At 64.8% G+C, this 20,826-nt stretch carries 15 protein-coding genes; 13 read left to right on the top strand and 2 right to left on the bottom strand.

The features are described from left to right. The gene (locus LJ737_RS23205) at positions 1–1,320 is read right to left on the bottom strand and encodes a TolC family protein (protein WP_227769167.1); all 1,320 of its coding nucleotides are present in this window, start codon (positions 1,318–1,320) and stop codon (positions 1–3) included. A 212-nt stretch (positions 1,321–1,532) separates the two neighbouring features. On the opposite strand from LJ737_RS23205, the gene LJ737_RS23200 reads away from it, so the two are divergent. From LJ737_RS23200 to LJ737_RS23145, 12 genes are all read left to right on the top strand, one after another. Further along, entirely contained in the window at positions 1,533–2,210 is a 678-nt protein-coding gene (locus LJ737_RS23200; protein WP_227769165.1) for a response regulator transcription factor, read from the top strand. Positions 2,211–2,309: 99 nt separating this feature from the next. Next, the gene (locus LJ737_RS23195) at positions 2,310–3,557 is read left to right on the top strand and encodes a sensor histidine kinase (protein WP_227769163.1); all 1,248 of its coding nucleotides are present in this window, start codon (positions 2,310–2,312) and stop codon (positions 3,555–3,557) included. Positions 3,558–3,879: 322 nt separating this feature from the next. Then, complete coding sequence (locus LJ737_RS23190) at positions 3,880–4,356, top strand: hypothetical protein (protein WP_227769159.1); 477 nt, start codon at positions 3,880–3,882, stop codon at positions 4,354–4,356. Positions 4,357–4,396: 40 nt separating this feature from the next. Continuing rightward, the gene (locus LJ737_RS23185) at positions 4,397–5,773 is read left to right on the top strand and encodes a TolC family protein (RefSeq protein ID WP_227769158.1); all 1,377 of its coding nucleotides are present in this window, start codon (positions 4,397–4,399) and stop codon (positions 5,771–5,773) included. Positions 5,774–5,791: 18 nt separating this feature from the next. Next, positions 5,792–6,982 (top strand): efflux RND transporter periplasmic adaptor subunit, encoded by a 1,191-nt coding sequence (locus LJ737_RS23180; protein WP_227769156.1) that lies wholly within the window; start codon positions 5,792–5,794, stop codon positions 6,980–6,982. A 3-nt stretch (positions 6,983–6,985) separates the two neighbouring features. Next, positions 6,986–10,081 carry an efflux RND transporter permease subunit gene (locus LJ737_RS23175; protein WP_227769155.1) on the top strand — a complete coding sequence of 1,032 codons (3,096 nt, stop codon included), beginning with the start codon at positions 6,986–6,988 and terminating at the stop codon, positions 10,079–10,081. 329 nt (positions 10,082–10,410) lie between these two features. Continuing rightward, the gene (locus tag LJ737_RS23170) at positions 10,411–11,034 is read left to right on the top strand and encodes a phosphatase PAP2 family protein (RefSeq protein WP_227769154.1); all 624 of its coding nucleotides are present in this window, start codon (positions 10,411–10,413) and stop codon (positions 11,032–11,034) included. A 132-nt stretch (positions 11,035–11,166) separates the two neighbouring features. Further along, positions 11,167–11,634, top strand: coding sequence for a PepSY-like domain-containing protein (locus LJ737_RS23165; RefSeq protein ID WP_227769153.1), 468 nt, complete (start codon positions 11,167–11,169; stop codon positions 11,632–11,634). Between the two features lie 77 nt (positions 11,635–11,711). After that, entirely contained in the window at positions 11,712–14,195 is a 2,484-nt protein-coding gene (locus LJ737_RS23160) for a TonB-dependent receptor (RefSeq protein WP_227769152.1), read from the top strand. Between the two features lie 226 nt (positions 14,196–14,421). Beyond that, on the top strand, positions 14,422–15,012 hold the full coding sequence (locus tag LJ737_RS23155) for a recombinase family protein (protein WP_227769151.1): 591 nt from the start codon (positions 14,422–14,424) through the stop codon (positions 15,010–15,012). Between the two features lie 9 nt (positions 15,013–15,021). After that, positions 15,022–18,042, top strand: a complete 3,021-nt coding sequence (locus LJ737_RS23150; protein ID WP_227769150.1) for a Tn3 family transposase — start codon at positions 15,022–15,024, stop codon at positions 18,040–18,042. Positions 18,043–18,063: 21 nt separating this feature from the next. Further along, positions 18,064–19,353, top strand: a complete 1,290-nt coding sequence (locus LJ737_RS23145; RefSeq protein ID WP_227769149.1) for a Y-family DNA polymerase — start codon at positions 18,064–18,066, stop codon at positions 19,351–19,353. Here LJ737_RS23145 and LJ737_RS23140 read toward each other — a convergent pair. Continuing rightward, a complete protein-coding gene (locus LJ737_RS23140) occupies positions 19,350–20,264 on the bottom strand; it encodes a hypothetical protein (protein ID WP_227769148.1) in 915 nt (304 codons plus the stop codon). The genes LJ737_RS23145 and LJ737_RS23140 overlap by 4 nt on opposite strands. Before the next feature lie 162 nt (positions 20,265–20,426). Between LJ737_RS23140 and LJ737_RS23135 the strand changes: the two genes are divergently transcribed. Next, positions 20,427–20,756 (top strand): DUF6660 family protein, encoded by a 330-nt coding sequence (locus LJ737_RS23135; RefSeq protein WP_183405467.1) that lies wholly within the window; start codon positions 20,427–20,429, stop codon positions 20,754–20,756. Positions 20,757–20,826 lie beyond the last annotated feature (70 nt).

Here is a 20,826-nt window from a genome sequence, read left to right as displayed (position 1 = left end):
TCACTCGCCCAGATAATCCAGGGCGAAGAGGTTGCGCAGCCGCTCGGTTTCGGCCTGCGTAAGGCTGAACTGAAAGCCTCGGTAGCTACTGACCAACTGCAGGTAATCAAGGATGGTGATGTCGCCGGTGGTGAGCTGCTGGCGGCCGGCGTCGACCAGGGCCGCGGCAATGCCCAGCTGCCGGCGGATGCTGGCAATGAGCTGGTCCGACTCGCGGGTGAGGCCTTCGAGCTGCTGGTACTGCTGGCGGCGCTGGGTGGTCAGGAAGGCGCGGTAGCCCGTGCGAATCTGCTCCGAGATGCGAATCCGCTCGTAGCTGAGCTGGCGCTGGTGGCCGTCAAAAATGGGGAGCGTCAGCGTGAGTCCCCCACTGAAGCCTACGTTGTGGGTGAGGTAAAGCGGGGCTGGGTTGGCCGACTGTAAACCCGCGTCGAGCACCCAGTTGAGCTTGGGGCGGTAGCTCAGGTCCACGGCTTCGCGGTCGAGGCGGAGGCGCAGCGAATCGAGCGTGTACTGGCGCTGGGTGATGGAGCCCAGGCCGGCCAGCGTGCGGTGCGTGGGTGGCTGGGGCTTGTTGAGCAGTACCAAAGCGGTGTCGCCCGAGCCGGCCAGGTAGCGGAGTGTGCCCAACTCGCGGCGGTACGTCAGCCGGGCCTGCTGGGTGGTGACTTCCTGGTTGCGCACGGAGGCGTAGAAAGCCAAGTATTGCGTCTGCTTGTACACGCCGCCGTTGACCAGCTTGCGCAGTAGCGCATCCTGCTGGTTGAGGGTGCGCAGCAGTTCCTGGTTGTAGGTCCACTGCTGCTCGGCGGCGTAGGCCGTCAGAAACTGGTCGGTGACGGTGCGGCGTAGGTCCAGCGCGGCCAGCTGCCGGTTGTTGCGCAGCACCAGGCCCTGGCTTTCGAGGATGCGGTAGTCGTTGCGCAGCACCGGCCCGCCGAGCACCGGCTGGGTCGCCCCGACGTAAGCCGCGTAGTTGCCGCCGTTCGATACCGCCTCGTCGTAGCCGAAGCCGCCTTCGCCGTTGGGGCGGCGGTGGATGATGGGCGCGGCCACGGCTGCCCCGTTGCCCGTAATCTGGGGGCGTTGCTGGGCGCGGCGGCGGAGGCTGTCGAGGCGGTTCTGGGCTACTTGTCCGGCGAAATCGCGCAGCAGTGGGCTGGTCGAGCGAGACAAGGTCAGGAACTCGTCGAGCGTACGTAGCTCCTGCTGGGCCTGGGTGGCGGTAATGCTCAGCCACAGCAGCCCGCAGGCTACGGCAAGCCGGCCACTAAGGCGACCAAAACGGAAAGCGAAAGAGGAAAACAAGAGTCGCAGCATTGGGAAGTGCAGCAAATGAACCGCCCGATTCTGACGGAATGCTGGAGTTGCCAGGAGGGTTTTAACCCTATTTTTAATTCCTGGCGGCAAGCGTGGTACGCCGCTCTTCCCGAAGCTGTTGCGCTGACAGCCAACTACAATTTTTCCTCAGAATTCAAGCTTTGCTTGCCGCTCTCTTTTGTTTTTCCGTCCGCTGTTAGCTGTTTGCAGACTTGAAAATTCTCATTGTCGAAGACGAAGCGCCGCTGCGCGCCTCGCTGCTGGAATATCTGCGCCACGACGGCTACGTGTGCGAAACGGCCGAGAATTACCGGCAGGCGCACGATAAGATCAAGCTTTACCAGTACGACTGCGTGCTGATGGACCTGACCCTGCCCGACGGCAACGGCCTGAACCTGGTGCGCACCCTTAAGGCCGACAAATCGGCCGCCGGCGTGCTCATCCTCTCCGCCCGCGACGGGCTCGACGACAAGATTCAGGGCCTGGAGCTGGGCGCCGACGACTACTTGGCCAAGCCCTTTCACCTGGCCGAGCTGAACGCCCGCCTGCGCGCCATTCTGCGGCGGCGGCAGTTTCAGGGGCAGCGCCACCTCGCCTTCCGCGACCTGACGGTGTGGCCCGACCAGGCGCTGGTGCAGGTGAAGGAGCAGCCCATCACGCTCACCCGTAAGGAGTACGATTTGCTGCTGTTTTTCCTGGCCAACCCCAACCGCGTGCTGACTAAGGAAGCCATTGCCGAGCACATCTGGGGCGACGCGGCCGATATGGCCGACTCCTTCGACTTCATCTACACCCACCTGAAGAACCTGCGCAAAAAGCTCCAGGACGCCGGCGCCGACAACTACATCCGCACCATCTACGGCCTGGGATACAAGCTGGAAGCCGAATAGTATTGACGCGTTTTTCGTTGCTCGTTATTCGTTTTTCGAGTCCGGAATTTACCGCGTAACGGTAGTGGCTGACGAAAAACCAACAACGGAAAACGAAGAGTGAAGCTTCTCACCACCACCAACCGTTATTACCTGGCGCTGGTCACGCTGCTGTTTGTGCTGGGCACAGGCGCGCTGTACGTTGGCATTCAGCACGTACTGGCTGAAGAGGTTGACGAGCAACTGCAGTTTCACCGCGACTATCTGCGACAACACATCCGCGAAACGGGTGTACTTCCGCCCATTACCAATCCCAATGAGCTGACCATCAGCCGGCAGCCGCGACCCGCGGGTTTGGGCGATACGCTGATTTACGACCCTGCGGAACGTACGATGGTGCCCTTCCGGGTGGTGTCGTTTTCGCTTGACCTGCAGGGCCAGCGCTACTGGCTGACCCTACGCAAGTCCTTGATCGAAACCAGCGACGTGTTGGAAGTCGTGCTCGGGGTGATGCTGACCGTGATGGGCGGGCTGATGCTGTGTTTGGTGTTGCTCAACCGCTGGCTCTCGCGCTGGCTGTGGGCGCCGTTTTACCGCACGCTGGCTTCACTGCGCCAGTATCGGCTGCAACAACCCCAGGCGCTGGAGCTACCCGCCACGCCTATCGACGAGTTCAGCGAACTGAACCAAGCCTTAGCCCAGCTCACCCAACGCGTGACGGCCGATTACCAGGCACTAAAGGAGTTCACCGAAAACGCGGCCCACGAAACGCAGACCCCGCTGGCCATCATGCAGGCGCAGCTGGAGCAGCTCATGCAGCTGCCCAACCTGCCCGAAGGCGCCGCGCAGCCCGTGCGGGAGCTGTACCGGGCCGCGTTGCGTCTCTCGCGGCTGCACCAGGCCCTCACGCTGCTCAGCAAGATTGAGAACCGCCAGTTCACCGAGGCCCGGCCGGTGCAGCTCGACGTGTTGGTGCGCGATAAGCTGGCGCAGCTACAGGAGTTTCTGGAAGCTAAACAGATCGAGCCGGTGCTACAGGTAGACGCCCCTTTATCCGTGGCCATGCACCCGGCCCTGGCTGATTCGCTGGTGAGCAATTTGCTGCAGAACGCGGTGAAGCACAACGTACCCGGCGGCCAGCTGCGCATCCGTCTGGATGCCCACGCGCTGGAAATCCGCAACACCGGCCTGCCGCTGGACGGCGACCCCGCACAGCTGCTCGGCCGCTTCCGCAAGCACAACGCCGCTTCCGACTCGCCCGGCCTGGGCCTGAGCATCGCCCAACAGATCTGTGGGCTCTACGGCGGGCAGCTGCGCTACACCTTCAGTCCGGATGGCGCTTGGCACACACTGCGGGCGCAATTCTGACACGTTCGTCGTCTCGTACTCTCCGCTTCAACGAAGTCGGCCCGCCCTGTTTTACCAGAGCGGGCCGACTTTTTTTCTGGGCTCCGATTCACTCAGTCGGCCACTGCAAACGAATCGGGGATGCGCCCACAGATTCTCTACAGAATGGGAGCGTAGAGTTGCAGAAAGGTTCTTCACGAAATCTTCATCTACTGATTAAGTACCAAAGCCAAAAAATTAAAATGGCATTAAAAGTCATTGTGAAGCTGCAATTAGTTGCCGAGTGCAAAACAGCACCTCCTTCCGCCGGCCTTGGCTACTTGGTTGCCTGACATCTGACCACATGAAAAAACTACTCAACGCAGGTACGGTGCTGGGCATCATCGGGCTAGGCGCCTGGCTATGGGGTCGGGAGGTCGGCTGGGTGACGACGCTCGACCAAGCCACCATTCCAGTAGCCATCACCGGTGCCCTGCACCGGGCATACCCCAATGCCGCTGCCGTCGTCTGGACGAAGGAAGGCGCGGAGTACGAAGCCGAGTTTGCCGACGGCCAGACGCGCTGGAAAACGTGGATCATGCTCAACCCAGCCGGCCAGATAACAGAAACGGAGCGGCAGATACCGCCGGCGCAGCTGCCCGGTCCCGTGCGCCAGCGGCTGGCAACGCACCACGCCGGGTACCAGCTATCGGAAGCCGCCGTCCTCGTCCGGGGCGGTGATACGCTTTACGAGGCCGAACTCGCCCGCGCGGGCCGCGCCCACGACCTGTACCTGCGCGCCGATGGCACGGAAGTACTCCACCCTGAAACCGGCGACTGAGGCCGCGCTCGGATTCATGTTCCACCCATTGCTGACCGCATTGAAACGCTCTCCTTCAAGTTCCACCAGCCGTCTTGCACCGGCCGCCGTCCGGCTGCTGCGTGCCTGCCGGCTCTGGATGTGGGCGCTGCCGCTGCTGTTAGCCGGCTGCGTCAGTACCAAATCCTCCTACGACCGGGCGCACGTGGCCGGCCGGCTGCAACGCCGCGCCGGCTACGAACTGGGTACCGCCCGACCTCCTGCCGCGCCCTTGCCCGCACCGCTGGAGCTACAAACTGGGCTCAGCGAGGAAGCCGTCACGCGCCTAGCTCTGACGCGCAACCCCGCGTTTCAGGCCGACCTGGCGACGCTGTCCCTGGCGCAGGCCGATTTGCAGGATGCCGGCCTGCTCACCAACCCGGTGCTGTCGGCCGTTACTTCATATGGGACTGCCCCGTTTACGCTGGCTCTGAATTTCGCCGCTGATTTGCTGTGGCAGCGGCCCTTGCGAGTGGGGGCAGCCCAGCTGGAAACCCAGCGCGTGGCCGAAAGCCTGGTGGCCCGCGGCCTGACGGTGGGCCGCGACGCGCAGGTGTCCTACGCCGACGTGGGCCTGGCCGACGAGCGGGTGCGCATTGCCCAGGAAGCCATTCGGATGCGGGCGGAGGTGGCGCGTATCGTCCGCTCCCGTTATCGAGTCGGTGAAGCCAGCGAGCTGGAAACCGTGGCGCCCAGCGCCGACTCCCTCCGCGCGGTAGACGACTACCTGCGGGCCCGCCGGGATGCCCAGGTAGCGCGCCTGCGGCTGCTGGCTTCGCTGCGGCTGGATTCGCTAAATGCCGATTCCGTGCGCTTTACCCCAACGAGTACGGCTCCCGCCACCGTGCCACCACTGCCCGCGCTATTGGACTCGGCGTACGCGGCCCGGCCCGACCTGTGGGCTGCCCGCATCGGTATCGAAGCGACTGGACGGCGGCTGAAGTGGGAGCGGAGCCGGGTGTTTTCGTTTGTGCTGTCCCTGAATGCCCGCCTGAACGACCCGAACCCGATTCACCTCGGACCGGGCGCGGCTGTCGGGCTGCCCATATTCAACCGCAACCAGGGCCGTATCGCGCGGGTGCGGGTTGAGCTGGAACAGGCCGCGTGGCAGTACTTGGCGCTGCGCCAAACAGTGGGGCTCGACGTACGCGAAGCCTACGCGCAGTACGAGCAGGCCAGCCGCAGCGTGGCGCTGTGGGACAACAGCTACCTGCCCAGCCTGCAGGACGCGCTCCGGCGCTCCACCAACGCCTTCGTCAACGGCGACTTCCCCTACGTGCAGGTCGCCGAAACCACCCGGCAGCTGCTCGACGCCCGCCAACGGGCTGCCGAAGCCCGTGCCGACCAACGCCGCGCGCTGGCCCGGCTCCGCTACGCCGTGGGCGGTGCCCGCTTCTAATCCTCACTACTTCTGCTGATGACCTTCCATAATCCACTTCTTTTTCGTCTGCTGCCCGTAGTGGGCCTGCTGAGCCTGGCCAGCTGCGGCAAAGACGAGAAGCCCCCGCACCAGAGTCCTTCCGAAGTGCAGAACCCGGTCAAGGAATCGGACCTGACGACCGTGAAGATTACCCCGCAGGCGGAAAAGCGTCTGGGTATTCGCACGGTAACGCTCACAACCGACCAAGTGCAGGCCACCCGCGAAGTCGGCGGCGAAATTCAGGCCGTACCGGGGCAGGCTGTCACCGTGGTGGCGCCAGTGCAGGGCACCCTGCGCGGTGGTAGCGGGCTAACGGCCGGCCAGCGCGTGCGTCAGGGGCAGACCTTGTACCAGCTGGTGCCGCTCCCGCCCGAGCGCGACCTGCTGACCCTAAACCAGGGTACCGAGCAGGCGCGCATTCAGCTGCGTGTTACCCGTGCCCGATTGCAGCGGGCCGAGGAGCTGCTGGCTGACCGGGCGGGCAGTGTCCGGGCCCGCGACGATGCCCGCGCCGATGTGGCGCTGGCCGAGCGTGCTCTGGCCGACGCGCAAGCCCGGCAGGCGGCCATGAGCGGCAATACCGGCGGCGGGCAGACGCTACCGATCAAGGCCCCGCTGAGCGGCGTGGTGCAGCGCGTGGCGGTAGCGCCGAACACCATCGTCACCACCAACACGGTGCTGGTGGAGCTGGCGGCGCTGACTAAAGTATGGGTGCGCGTGCCGCTGTTCGTGGGGGACCTCCGCCGCCTGGGCGCCGATCAGACCGTATCCGTTCGGCCGCTCAACGGCGGTGCTCCCCGCCTGGGCCGTCCCGTGGAAGCTCCGACTCTGGGTGCTACCTCCGGCACGGCCACGGCCGACGTGTTCTTTGAGGTCGACAACACCGACGAAGCCTTCCGGCCCGGTGAGCGGGTGGCCGTGGACGTGAAGCTCAGCACTGCTGCCAACGCCAGCAACGGCGGTACACCGGCGTTGACTATTCCGGCCGCCGCGCTGCTCTACGACGCCTCGGGCGGGCAGTGGGTGTACGTGCGCACGGCCCCGCAGCAGTACACTCGGCAGCGGGTGGAAGTGCAACGTGCCGTGGGCGACCAATTGGTGGTGTCGCGCGGGGTGCAGGCCGGGGCCGTCGTCGTCACCGACGGCGCGGCAGAGTTATTCGGAACCGAATTTGGCGGAAGCCACTAGTGTATGAAGTGGTTGGTAGAAACGGCGCTACGGCTGCGCCTGGTCATCGTCGTACTCTTCAGCGTGATGCTCGTCGCGGGCCTGCAGGTGGTGCGCAATACTCCGCTGGACGTGTTCCCGGAGTTTGCCCCGCCCTACGTGGAAGTGCAGACCGAAGCGCCCGGCCTGAGTACCGCCGAGGTGGAAGCCTTGGTGAGTGTGCCGCTGGAAAATGCGCTGAACGGCACGCCCGAGGTCAAGAAAATCCGCTCCAAATCGGTGCTAGGGCTGTCGTCGGTGGTGCTGTACTTTCCGCAGGGCATCGACATCAACGACGCCCGGCAGGCCGTGCAGGAGCGCCTGAGCCGGGTGGCGCCCACCTTGCCTTCGGTTGCCCGACCGCCGGTGATGCTCTCGCCGCTTTCGTCCACCAGCCGGGTGCTTAAAATTGGGGTATCGTCGGACAGTCTCTCGCAGGTGGAGATGACGACGCTGGCCCGCTGGAGCATTCGGCCGCGCCTGATGGCCGTGCCCGGCGTGGCCAACGTCGCCATCTGGGGGCAGCGCGACCGGCAGTTGCAGGTGCTGGTGAACCCCGAGCAACTGCGCAACCTGGGCCTGACGCTGGCCGAAGTAGAACAAGCGGCGGCCGACGCGACGACGCTGGCCGGTGGGGGCTTCGTCGACACGCCGAACCAGCGCCTGGCGTTGTCGCAAAGCGCGGCCATTCAGTCGGCTGCCGACCTGGCCCAGGTGCCGGTGACCTTCCGCAACGGCGTGAGTCTGAAGCTGGGCGAAGTGGCGCAAGTGGTCGAAGGTTTCCCGGCGCCCATCGGCGACGCGGTGATTAACGACGGTCCCGGCCTGCTGCTCATCGTGGAAAAGCAGCCCGGCGCCAACACGCTCGACGTGACCCGGCAGGTGGAAGCTGCCCTCGACGCCATGCGCCCCGGCCTGAAAGGGCTGGAAATTGACTCGACCATCTTCCGCCCCGCGACGTTCATTGAAATGTCGCTCGACAACCTGAACAAGTCCCTGCTCATCGGCTGCGTGCTGGTGGTCGTGGTGCTGCTGTTCTTCCTCTACGAGTGGCGCACGGCCCTCATCAGCGCGCTGGCGCTGCCCACCTCGCTCATTGCCGCCGCGCTGGTGCTGCGCTACTCCGGCCGCACCATCGACACGATGGTGCTGGCCGGCCTCATCATTTCGCTGGGTGAAGTGGTCGACGACGCCATCATCGACGTGGAGAACATCATGCGTCGGTTGCGGCTGAACCGGGAAGCCGGCTCGCCCCAAACCCCTTTCGCGGTAGTGTTCGAGGCGTCGATGGAAGTGCGCTCGGCCGTGATTTACGGCTCGCTCATCGTTGCGCTGGTGCTGCTGCCCATCTTTTTGCTGCCGGGCTTGTCGGGGGCGTTTTTCCAGCCGCTGGCGTTTTCCTACGTGCTGGCCATCCTCGCCTCGCTCTTCGTTGCCCTGACGCTGACGCCCGCCTTGGCGCTGCTACTGCTGCCCAAAGCGGCCGAGAAGCAAGCCAAGGAAGCCCCAGTGGTGGCCTGGCTGAAGCGACACTACGGCCGCCTGCTTCCCGCCCTGCTGGCGCGCCCCAAGCGCGTGGCCTGGACGCTCGCGGGCGTAGCGGTGGCGTCGATGCTCACGCTGCCGTTTTTCGGGCAGGAGTTTCTGCCCAACTTCAAGGAGTACGACTTCCTGATGCACTGGGTGGAGAAACCCGGTACCTCGCTGCCGGCTATGTCGCGCATTACGGTGCGGGCCAGCAAGGAACTGCGCGCCATTCCGGGCGTGCGCAACTTCGGCGCCCACATCGGCCGGGCGGAGGTAGCCGACGAGGTAGTCGGCCCGAACTTCACCGAGCTGTGGATTTCCGTGGACCCCAGCGTGGACTACGAGGCGACGGTGGCCAAAATTCAGGAAGTGGTGGACGGCTACCCCGGCCTGTACCGCGACCTGCTGACCTACCTGCGCGAGCGAATCAAAGAGGTGCTGACCGGCACTTCGGCCACGGTGGTGGTGCGCATCTTCGGCCCCGACCTCGACCAACTCTACACCAAGGCCAAGGAAGTGGGTAGCCGGCTGGAGGGCGTCGACGGGGTAGTGGACCTGAAAGTGCAGCAGCAGACGCTGGTGCCGCAGATTCAAGTGAAGCTCCGGCCCGAATCGGCGGCGCGCTACGGCCTGAGCCCCGGCGACCTGCTGCGGGCCATCGGCACGCTGGTGCGCGGCCGCAAAGTGGGCGAGATTTACCAGGAGCAGAAGATTTTCGACGTTGCCGTGTGGGGGCAGCCGGCCGTGCGGGCCGATTTCGGGGCCGTGCGCGACCTGCTGATTGCGGTGCCCAGCGGCGGCTCGGTGCCGCTGAGCGAAGTGGCCGACGTGCGCATCGTGCCCACGCCCAACGAAATCACCCGCGAAGCCTCCTCCCGCCGCATCGACGTGACGCTGAACGTGCGCGGCCGCGACCTGGGCTCTGTGGCCCGCGACGTGCAGGCGCAGGTCGACCAGGTGCAGTTCGGCGCCGGCTACCACCCCGAAATCCTGGGCGAGTACGCCGAGCGACAAGCCTCGCAGAATCGGATGCTGATGCTGGTGGGCCTCTCGCTCATCGGCATCTTTCTAGTGCTCTATACCGATTTCGGCACCGTGCGGCTGGCGGTGCTGGGGATACTGAGTTTGTTCTTCGCCGTGTCGGGTTGCCTGCTGGCTGCGTTTCTGACCGGGGGCGTCCTCTCGCTCGGCTCCATCGTGGGCTTCATCACGGTGCTGGGCGTGGCGGCCCGCAACAGCATCATGCTGGTGAGCCACTACCAGCACCTGGAGCGCGAAGAAGGCATGTCCTTTGGCAAAGAGCTGGTTATTCGCGGGTCCTTGGAGCGCGTGTCGCCCATCATTATGACAGCCCTGACGTCGGTGCTGGCGCTGCTGCCCATCATCGTGAGCGGCAACGTGCCGGGCGCCGAAATCGAGCACCCCATGTCGGTCGTCATCCTGGGCGGCGTCGTCACCTCCACGGTGCTGAACCTGCTGGGCATGCCGGCCCTGTACTGGGCGTTTGGGCGGCCGAAAGCACCGGAGCCAGCCGCTGCGACGCCCACGTCCTGAACCAACGGCCGGGTACCACTTCAGATTTACTCCAGAATTGCCCAGTAAACTGCGGCTCGGGTGCTGCCGGCACCCGAGCCGCTTCGCCCTCCATCTTCCTCATTGATTGCCGGATGCTCCCCCCGACAACCCGAATGCTCGTACGGGGCGGCTGTTTGCTGCTTCTGCTGTGGTGCAGCCGGCCATTCAGGCTCGCCGCCCAAACGCCTACTGTCCGCTGGCTTACCCAGTCCTGGCAACTCGGGCGCGAGCCGACCGACACACTCCGCCGGTCAGCGGACGCGCCCCGGCCGCGCTTCACCGCACGCCCCGCATTCCGGCGTACCATCGTGCCGGCTACGCTGCTGACGCTGGCCGTGCTCGGCACCGAGAAAGTGGACGTGCTGGAATCCGACGAAGAGTTGCGCGAGGAAGTGCACGAGCACCTGCGCATCCGCACCAACCTCGACGACCAGCTGCGGCACGTGCCGGCCTACGCCAGCCTGGGGTTGAGCTTGGTTGGGGTGAAGGGCAAACACAACACGTTGAATCAAGCCCTGCTGTTCGGGCTGACCTACACCATTAACAACGCGCTGACAAGCAACCTCAAGCGGCTGACCCACGTGGAGCGGCCGCTGGGCAACAGCTTCGATTCGTTTCCAAGCCAGCACACCAGCGCGGCGTTTTCGGCGGCCACGTTTCTGCACAAGGAGTACGGCGGGCGCAGTATCTGGTACAGCGTGGGCGGCTACACGGTGGCCACGGCTACCGGCGGCCTGCGCATTGCCAAGGACAACCATTGGCTGTCCGACGTCATGGCCGGAGCGGCGGTGGGCATCGTATCCACTGAGCTGGCGTACTGGGCGTACCCCTGGCTGCACCGGCAGCTACGCAAGGGCCTTGGCGACCGAGCCGTGGTCATTCCCAGCTACCTGAACGGCGCTGCGGGAGCAACCGTGGTGGTCATGCTGTAACCCGTGCGGCTGAGACAGACAGCATTTTCGTCTGGAGCAGAATCGCCGGTTTGCGGTGGATAGATGACGCCAGAAAAATCACAGAAACGGGGTGTAGGATTGCAGCGTCAACCATGTAACCCGCATTGCCCCATGAAAAAAACGTTGTTGCTGCTGGCCCTGACTACGGGGGCAGCCGTTGCAGTCCAGGCCCAGGAGCTGACGGCCAAGCAAGTACCCGCTGCCGTAACGGCTGCTTTCCACAAAGCCCACCCGGCGGCCAAGCAGGTAAAGTGGGAAAAGGAAGACGGCAACTACGAGGCCGAGTTTAAGCAGGGCGCCGAGGAGCTGTCGGTGGTGATGACGGCGGATGGGAAGCTGCTGGAAACCGAGACGGAAATCCGGGTGGCGCAACTGCCGGCGGCCGTGCGCGGCAAGCTAACCAGTGCCTACGCCGGCTACCAGGTGACGGAGGCGGCCAAAATCGTGACGGCGGCCACCGGCGCTACCACCTACGAGGCCGAGTTGCGCAAGCCCGGCAAGAAGATGGACGTCATTTTCGACGCCAGCGGTGGGGTAGTCAAGACCGAAGCCGACGATGCAAAAGCCGATAAGAAGTAGTACCGGAGTGAACGTGAGTGAGTGAATGGCCGGGACGGAGCCTGCTGCAGGTTTCGTCCCGGCTACCTGTTGAACGAATGAATACATTTTTTCGCCTGGAGCGCCTGAAGTGCCCGTTTTGGGTGGTGTTGATAGTACTGCTCACCCCACTGGCGTCGCGGGCCCAGTCGACGGCTACCGTGCGCGGGCTGCTCTATGACGCGGCCACCAACCAACCGCTGCCTTTTGCCAACGTGGTGCTGCTGCGCGCCCAGGATTCCAGCTTCGTGGCCGGCGCCCAAACCGCCGAAAATGGCGCCTTTGTGCTCGATAAAGTAGTTTTCGGCAGCTACTCCCTACGGGCCACGGTGCTGGGCTACCGCCCCGGCCGCAAGCCCGTGACGGTAGCCTCGACTGAAGTAGCGTTGGGTACGTTGCGCCTGCGCCCAACGGCTACCCAGCTCCAGGACGTGGTCATCCAGGGCGAACGAGCGGTGGTGCAGGCCGGCCTCGACAAGAAAGTGGTGAGCGTGGCCAAGGACCTGACCGCCGTGGGTGGCACCGCCGCCGACGTGCTGCAGAACGTGCCCTCCGTGACGGTGGACCAGAACGGGGCGGTGAGTTTGCGCGGCTCCAGCGGCGTGACCATCTTCATCGACGGCAAACCCTCGGGCGCGGCCGGCGGCGGCCGGGGCGTCTCGCTCGACCAGATTCCGGCCTCGCAGATCGAGTCGGTGGAAGTCATTACCAATCCCTCGGCCCGCTACGATGCTGAAGGGGCGGCCGGCATCATCAACATCGTGCTCAAGAAAAACCGCCGCGACGGGCTCAACGGGCAGGCTACGGCCGGCGTGGGCACCAAGGACAAGTACAACGGTGCGCTGAGCCTGAACTACCACCGGGGTCCGGTGAACGTGTTCCTGACCTACGACGGCCGCCAGGACCGCCGCACCGGCTACGGCTCCCTGGACCAGACCATCACCAGCACCGACGCGGCCGGCGCCAGCACCCGGCGTGTACTGCGCCAGAACCGCCAGGGCGTCGTCTACAACCAGTCGAACGCGCTGCGGCTGGGCCTCGACTACAGCCTCACGCCCGAGCAGACGCTGACCCTGTCGGTGCAGCCGCGCTACAACGCGGGCCACAGCTGGGAGAACATTGCCTCGCGGCAATTCAATTTCGCTGATACTCGCAGCTACGCCGACAGCCTGGGCACGACGGACCGCAGCAACACCGCCCGCAGCACCAACCGCTCGGCCGACGTGACGCTGGATTACCGCCGCACCTGGACCGGGCAGAAAGGCCGCGAGCTGACGGCCAGCGCCATCTACACGCCCCTGCACGGGCAGAACACCATCGACTCGCGCCTGTACTACCTTGAAGGTGGTGCGAAACCTGGGCAGCAGCAGCACTTCGACAACCGGCTGCACCAGGGTTCGGGGCAGGTGGACTACGTGCAGCCACTGGGCGAGAAAAGCCGGCTGGAAACCGGGGCCAAGAGCCTCTGGCGCCAGTATGATAACGACTACCGCTTTCAGAGCACCCTGCCGCTGGCCTTTGATCCGTCGAACCACTTTCTGTACCAGGAGTACATTCAGGCCGCCTACGCGACGTATGGCAACGCGGTGGGCCACCTGAGCTACCAGGCCGGCGTGCGGGCCGAGCAAACCAACACCCACGGCCACCAACTCTCGACCGGGCAGCAGTTCCGGCGCAGCTACCTGAACGTGTTTCCCAGTGCCGTGCTCAGCTACGAACTCAGCCAAGACCAGCAGCTACGCCTGAGCTACTCCAAGCGCGTGCAGCGTCCCGACCAGGGCGAGCTGAATCCCTTCACCGACCGCTCCGATCCGCTCAACCTGAACACTGGCAACCCGCTGCTGCTGCCCGAATACATCCACGCCGTGGAACTGGGCCACCAAAAGTTCTTCGGCAAGAATAACTCGCTGACCACGACGGCCTTTTACAACGTCGAAACGCAGACCATCAAAGGGTTTCGGGCAATTATCACCGACCCGCTGACCGGCAACGTGGTGACCAATAACATCCGCCTGAACTTGGGCGACGAGACGAACTACGGCCTGGAACTGATCGGCGCCACCAGCCTGACGTCATTCTGGAAGCTCAACGGCACGGCCTCGGCCTTCCGGCGCATCATCAAAGGCACCGGCCCGAGCACCGACATCAACAACAGTAACTTCGTATACACCGCCCGCGTCAACACCACGCTCACGCCGGTGAAGAAGCTCGATGTGCAGGTGTCGGCCAACTACCGCTCGCCGGTGGTGTCGGCCCAGGGCCGCCGCCTGACCACTTTCAACACCGACGTGGCCGCCAAGTACGCCGTGCTCGGCGACCGAGGCAGCCTCTCCCTGCGCGTGTCGGACGTGTTCAACACCCTGCGCTTCAACTTCACTGCTTACGGTCCTAATCTCGACGCCGTCAGCCGCAACAAGCGCGAGTCGCGCATTGCTATATTGACATTCAGCTACCGTTTCGGGCAGGATGGAGTCGAGAGCAACCAGCGGCGGCGGCCCCAGCAAGGGCCTTCAGATGCGGGGACGGGGAGCGGATTTGAATAGCAACCTAGCGGATAAATTCCGTCTAGCGTGTTGTTCAGGTTGGGGCTACCGGTTGGTCAACTAATTTTAGAACAACACAGCATCTCACAAAACGGGCGTTATTTCGACCCGGTGACCGCGGCCGTTTGCGAGGTGCTTGAGTACGGCAATAACTGTCTCATATGGTGTTCTCACGAATCAACGACTCGCTATCTTCGCGCTCGTTGACTTCCTGAGAATACCGCCTATGATTTTCGGCTACGCTCGCGTCAGTACCCCCGACCAGCAGCTGCACCTGCAGACCGATGCCTTACAAGCTTACGGGTGCGCCGAGGTAGCCCAAGAAAAAGTGTCGTCCGTGAAAGAGCGTCCGGCGCTCCAGCACTTGCTGACCCGCTTGCGGGCGGGCGACACGCTCGTGGTCTGGAAACTGGACCGGTTGGGCCGTTCGCTCAAAGACCTGGTCACGCTGGTGACGGGTTTTCAGGACAAAGGCATCCACTTCGTCAGCCTGCAAGATCACCTGGATACCACCACGGCACAGGGCCGGCTCATGTTCAACCTGTTTGCCTCGCTGGCCGAGTTTGAGCGCGACATCATCCGCGAACGGACGCGCGCCGGACTGACGGCCGCCCGCGCCCGCGGCCGGCAGGGCGGGCGGCCCAAAGGCTTGTCGAAAGAAGCGTTGTCCAAGGCACAAGCCGCCAAGACGCTGTATTTGCAGCAAGACAAAACGGTGGCCGAAATTGGCCAGTTGCTGGGTGTTGGTCGGGCCACCATCTACCGCTACCTCGCCCACTTGGGCGTTCCGACGGGTGGCAGCCAAACCCACCCATAAGCGCTGCCCATGCCCGTTGAATTTCTCAGCGACGAGCAAGCCGCTCGCTACGGCCAGTACCACGCCGACCCCAGCCCGGAGCAGCTTACCCGGTTCTTTTACCTGAGCGCGGCCGACCAGCAGTTTCTGGCGGCCAGGCGTTTGCCCCATACCCGCCTGGGTTGCGCCGTGCAGTTGGGGACGCTGCGTTTTTTGGGCACCTTTCTGGTCGACCCGTTGCAGGTGCCGCCCGTCGTGGTGCAGACCTTGGCCCATCAACTCGGCCTGGCGCCGGAGCAACTGGCGCCGTACGGCGACCGGCCCAATACCGGCTACGAGCACCAGCCCCTGATTCAGGACTACCTGCAGTACCACGCGTTTGACGGCCGGCAGGCCTTCCGCCTCACCCGCTGGCTCTACGCGCAGGTGGCCACCAGCACCGTGCGGCCGAGTGTGCTCTTCGATTTGGCCACCGCGTACCTGGTGGCCCAGCGCGTGGTGCTGCCCGGCGTCACGGTGCTGGCCCGCCTGATTGCTCGCGTGCGCGAGCGCACGGGACGTCACCTTTACCGCCAACTGCGCGCCCGGCTGAACCCGGCGCAGCAAGCGGTCCTGGAAGCGTTGCTGCGGGTGGGGCCGGGCGAGCGCCTGACCCCGCTGGAAGTGCTGCGCACGGCCCCCACCCGGGTTTCCGCCCCCGCTTTGGTGGCCGCCCTGCGCCGCTTGGACCAGATTCGGGCGCTGGGCGTGGGCGAGGTGCCCGTGCAGGATTTGCCCGAAGCCCGGCTGGCGCGCCTGGCCCGGCACGCCCAGTCTGCGTGGGCCCAGACCCTGCTGCGCATGAGCGAGGAGCGCCGCTTGGCCACGCTGCTCGTGTTCGCCCAAACGCTCGAACGCACGGCCACCGATGACATCTTGGACCTGTTTGACGGGCTGATGGCCACGCTGGCCCTGAGCGGGGAAACCACCCGCCGCCGCGAGCGCCTGCGCTCGCTCAAGGATTTGGACCAAGCGGCCCTGGTGCTGGAGCAGGCCGTGCGCCTGCTGCTCGACGAGGACGTTCCGGACGCCGACCTGCGCCAGCACGTGCTCAAACGCTTCGGCCCGGATGCCCTGCGCAAAGCGGCGGATGCCGTGCAGGAATTGGCCCGTAGTGACGAGGACCCGCTGGTAGAGGCGCTCAGCAGCCGTTACGCCACGGTGCGGCGCTTTCTGCCCGCGCTGCTGCGCGGGGTGGTGTTCGAGGGTACGCCCGCGGCCAAGCCCCTACTCGATGCCTGGTGCTTTCTGCAGGTCCAGGAGACGGGCGGCCGGGGTCTCCCGAAGTGGGCGAGTGCACCCCGCGCGGTGGTACCGCGCCGGTGGGCCCGGCGCGTGTTTCCCGCTAAAGGCCAGGTCCATCCGCCCGCCTATACGCTCTGCGTGGTGGAGCGCCTGCACCAGGCGCTGCGCCGCCGCGACGTGTTCGTGCGCCGCAGCGAGCGCTACGGCGACCCGCGGGCGGAATTGCTCCGCGGCCAGGCCTGGGAGCAGGTCCGCGACTCGGTGGCCCGGGCCCTGGAGCGATCCACCGACCCACAGGTCGAACTGGCCCGCTGGCAAGAGCAGCTGGCGGCGGCCTATACGGAGGTGCGCACGAACTTGCCGCACAACTCGGCTCTGCAGGTACTCGAGCAAGACGGGCAGCCTTACGTCGCGCTGAGCGCGCTGACGGCCCAAGGCGAGTCGGACCAGTTGCGTTCGCTGCGGGCGCAACTGGCCCAGCGCCTGCCCCAGGTGGAGCTGGCGGCCCTGCTGCTGGAAGTGGACGCCTTCACCGGCTTTGCCAGCGCCTTCACCCACGTGGCGGATGGCCAGCCCGCGGCCCCTGACCTGCCGCTCAGCCTCTGTGCCGTGCTGCTGGCCCAGGCCTGCAACCTGGGGCTGAAGACCGTGGCCCGGGCGGACGTGCCGGCCCTGACGCTGCCGCACCTCTCGTGGGTGCAGCAAAACTACCTGCGGGTGGAAACGCTCACGGCCGCCAACGCCCGGCTGGTCGACGCCCAGGCGCAGCTGCCCCTGGCCCAGGCCTGGGGCGGCGGGGAAGTCGCCTCGGCCGACGGGATGCGGTTCGTGGTGCCCGTGCGCACGATTCACGCCGGCTGGAACCGCAAATACTTCGGCTCGGAGCGCGGCGTGACCTACTACAACTTTACCAGCGACCAGTTCACGGGCTTTCACGGCATCGTCATCCCCGGCACCCTGCGCGACTCGCTGTTCATCCTGGCCGGGCTGCTGGAGCAGCAAACCAGCCTCGACCCGCGGGAAATCATGGCCGATACCCACGGCTACAGCGACGTGGTGTTCGGCCTGTTTGCCCTGCTGGGCTACCGCTTCAGTCCGCGGCTGGCCGACTTGCCGGACCAGCGGTTCTGGCGCCTGGAAAAAGAGGCGGATTACGGGCCGCTCAACGCGCTGAGCCGCCACGTGGTCAATGCCCGGCTCATCGCCGAGCACTGGGACGACATGCTGCGGCTGGCCGGCTCGCTCAAACTCGGCAAGGTCAAGGCTACGGCCGTGATGCGCACCCTGCAACGGGCCGGCACCCTCTCCGGGCTGGGGCGGGCCGTGGCCGAAGTCGGGCGGGTGGAGAAAACGCTCTACCTGCTGGCGTACGTGCGGGACGAAGCCTACCGCCGGCGCATCCTGGTGCAGCTCAACCGGGGCGGGGGGCGGCACGCCGTGGCCCGGGCCGTGTTCCACGGCAAAAAAGGCGAGCTGCGCCAGCGCTACCGCGAGGGCATGGAAGACCAACTCGGGGCCCTGGGCCTGGTCGTCAACGCCTTGGTGCTGTGGAATACTCGCTATCTGCAGCAGGCGCTGGAACACCACCAAGCCGTGGTGGAACCGCCGGAGCCCGGCGATGTGGCCCGCCTCTCGCCCTTGCTGCACGAGCATATCAACATGCTGGGCCGCTACGACTTCACCCTGCCCGAAGGCATCGCCGCCGGCGAGTTGCGCCCGCTGCGCGACCCGACCAGTTTGGAAGAACGGCTCGCGCAACTGCCCTAACGGGAATTTCTGTTCTTACTCTTGCGCTACCCCAACAACTTCTACGTGAGCTGCGAGCGGGTTTTTCAGCCCCGGCTCGAAGGCCGGCCCGTGGTGGTCCTGTCGAATAACGACGGGTGTTTGATATCCCGCAGCGCGGAGGCCAAGGCCCTGGGCCTGCAGATGGGGGAGCCCTATTTTCAGGTCAAGCCTCTGCTGGAGCAACACAACGTGGCCGTATTTTCCAGCAACTACGCCCTCTACGGCGACATGTCGCGCCGGGTGATGTGGTACCTGAGCCAGGTAGCGCCGGCGGTGGAAATTTACTCCATTGACGAGGCCTTTCTCGACCTGCACGGCATGGAGCGCTTCGTGGTCAGCAGCCTCGACACCTTTGCCCGCACCGTGCGCGCCAACGTGCTGGCCCGCACCGGCATCCCTACCTGCGTGGGCATCGCCCCCACCAAAACCCTGGCCAAGCTGGCCAACCGTCTGGCCAAGAAAAACACGGAGATGGGCGGGGTATGCTACCTCGATACGGCCGAGCGTCGCCGCTGGGCCCTGGAGCAGGTGGGGGTGGAAGATGTCTGGGGCATTGGCCGGCAGTATGCCCAGAAGCTGCATGCGGCCGGCATTACCACGGCGGCCGGGCTGGCCGGCTGCTCGGAAACCTTTGCCCGCAAGTACCTGGGCGGCGTGGTAGGGGCTCGTCTTGTGCGCGAGTTGCAGGGCTATCCGTGCCAGGGACTGGCCCCGAGCGAAGACGGTACCTTGTCGCGCCGTACGCTCTGCTGCTCGCGCACCTTTGGCCGGCCGCTGACCGATTTTCCCGACGTGATGGGTGCCGTCAGCGCCTTTGCCTCCCGGGCCGCGGAGAAGCTGCGCCGGCAGGGCGACGCGGCACACCTGATGACCGTCTTTCTAAGCAAAAGCCGTTATGGCCTGGAGCCGCCTCCGTATTCCTGCTCCGCCGTGCTCACGCTGCCAACTACAACCAATGACACCCTTGAGCTGGTCCGCTTTGCCCGGGCAGCACTAAAACGCCTCTGGCAGCCGGGCAACCGCTACACCAAGGCCGGCGTGATACTCGACGGCTTGGAGCCGGAAGGACAACCACAGCTCACCCTGTTTGAACCCGCGCCCGTTTCGGAAAAGCGGGCCAAGTTGATGGCCGAGCTCGATGCGCTGAACCGTCGCTTTGGCAAAGGCACCGTGAAGCTGGCTGCGCTGGTGTTGCCCCCCAGCCAGGCTCGCGCGCCCTGGGAGGGGCAAGCCCAGTGGCGCACGCCGCAATACACCACCCGCCTGGAAGACCTGCTCTTGGTCAGCTAAGTGCGTGCCTTAGCCGTGTCAGGATGCCCGTAAGAAGCGGACAAACGCTTTCGAAGCAGGCAATCAATCTTAAGGGAAGAATCTGATTCAAAGCTGTCCTCGAACACGAGCAAGCCGTCAACGCCTTGGGGCAGCAGCGGCAGGAGCGCCCGAAAGTCGTCGGTGTCAGGCGCCAGCAACGCTTTGAGATGGAGCACATCCATGAACACTTTGTTCACGGCCAGGAATACCCGCCCATTCAATCCGCTGTGGCCATCCTGGCCGAATTTATCGGCCAGCTTATTTCTGATTTTGAGCTCGAAGCTCTCGTCATCCTGCTTCAGGTCGATAACTTTCAGCGGGTACTCGTCGGACTCCAGCTCGCTCGCGCTGTCCGCCTCGAGGAGCTTGTTGGGCATGTACACTTCCACGTGAAAGGTATTGCCCCTGGCCGTCTGCACGCTCAGGTCAATGTCCCGCTTTTTGAGCGTGGTCAGCAGCTTGAATTTCGTTTCGAAGCTCACCCTATACCCCCGCTGGTGCAGCGCATACGCCAGCGAAAGCTCGCTCATGGTAGCCAAGAAGTACAGGCCTTCCAGGTTCGTTATCTTTTCCAGGAAGCGCTTGTCGGCCGGTAGTTCAGGAAAAGCCCGCAAGTATACTTCCAGCTTCCGCAGCAGCCGTCTGTAGTGCGCAAAAAGGGCGTCGTCTCGCCCAGTCCGGATGCTGTACCCGGTCATAACCGATACATTCAGCAGATTCAGCTTTTCGCCGTTCCCGCCTAGAAAATCATCCGGGCTACGCTGGGAGCGCAGCGTGCCGGTCCACATCCTCACCACTTTGGCGCCGATAACCCCGCGGAGCCACGGGAACAGCTGGTAGCACAGCTCAAGATGGGCAAGGATATCAGCTACATCCGTAAACAAGCTCATGCTGCTGGGATAAGGGCGGGGGCCAGGTTGCTTTTGCTGTTGAAGTTACTCGGTTTCGGCACTAGACGGGGAAGTTCCGCGCAGCTCAATCAGGAACCTTTGCCTGCCGAAGCGGGTACAAGCGGTAGCCGACAATTACCAGCTGTCGTTACCTTTGCCCCGATGCGTCTGTTGTCCCTGTTTTTCGCCTTCTACTTCGCGTGCCTGTCGACGATGACCTGCACCGACGAAGTGCCGGTGTCCCAGGACCAGGCGCACACCACCATCGCCGCGGCGTCGCATGCCGACGGCGGCACGGATGCACTGGGGGATTGGTGCTCCCCGCTGTGCCAGTGCCACTGCTGCCCCGGCGTGGTCATGCCGGTGCCGGCTACCCCGGTCCTGCCGCAAGCCGCCCTGCCGGACTGGTCCGAGGCCCAGCGCCACGCCTTTCTCGTGGTAGCCGCTCCAACGCGGGCATCCGGGGCCGTGTGGCAGCCGCCCCAGGCCTAGCCCTTCCCTATTCTTCCTGCTGACTTCCTTCAGGTAGCCTGAGCACGTGCGCGTGTTCAGGCTGCCGGCA

The sequence above is a fragment of the Hymenobacter sp. 15J16-1T3B genome, assembly GCF_020711235.1.
GTDB lineage: Bacteria > Bacteroidota > Bacteroidia > Cytophagales > Hymenobacteraceae > Solirubrum.
The sequence above is the reverse complement of the archived record's forward strand: the minus strand, read 5'-3'. Positions and strand labels throughout refer to the sequence as shown.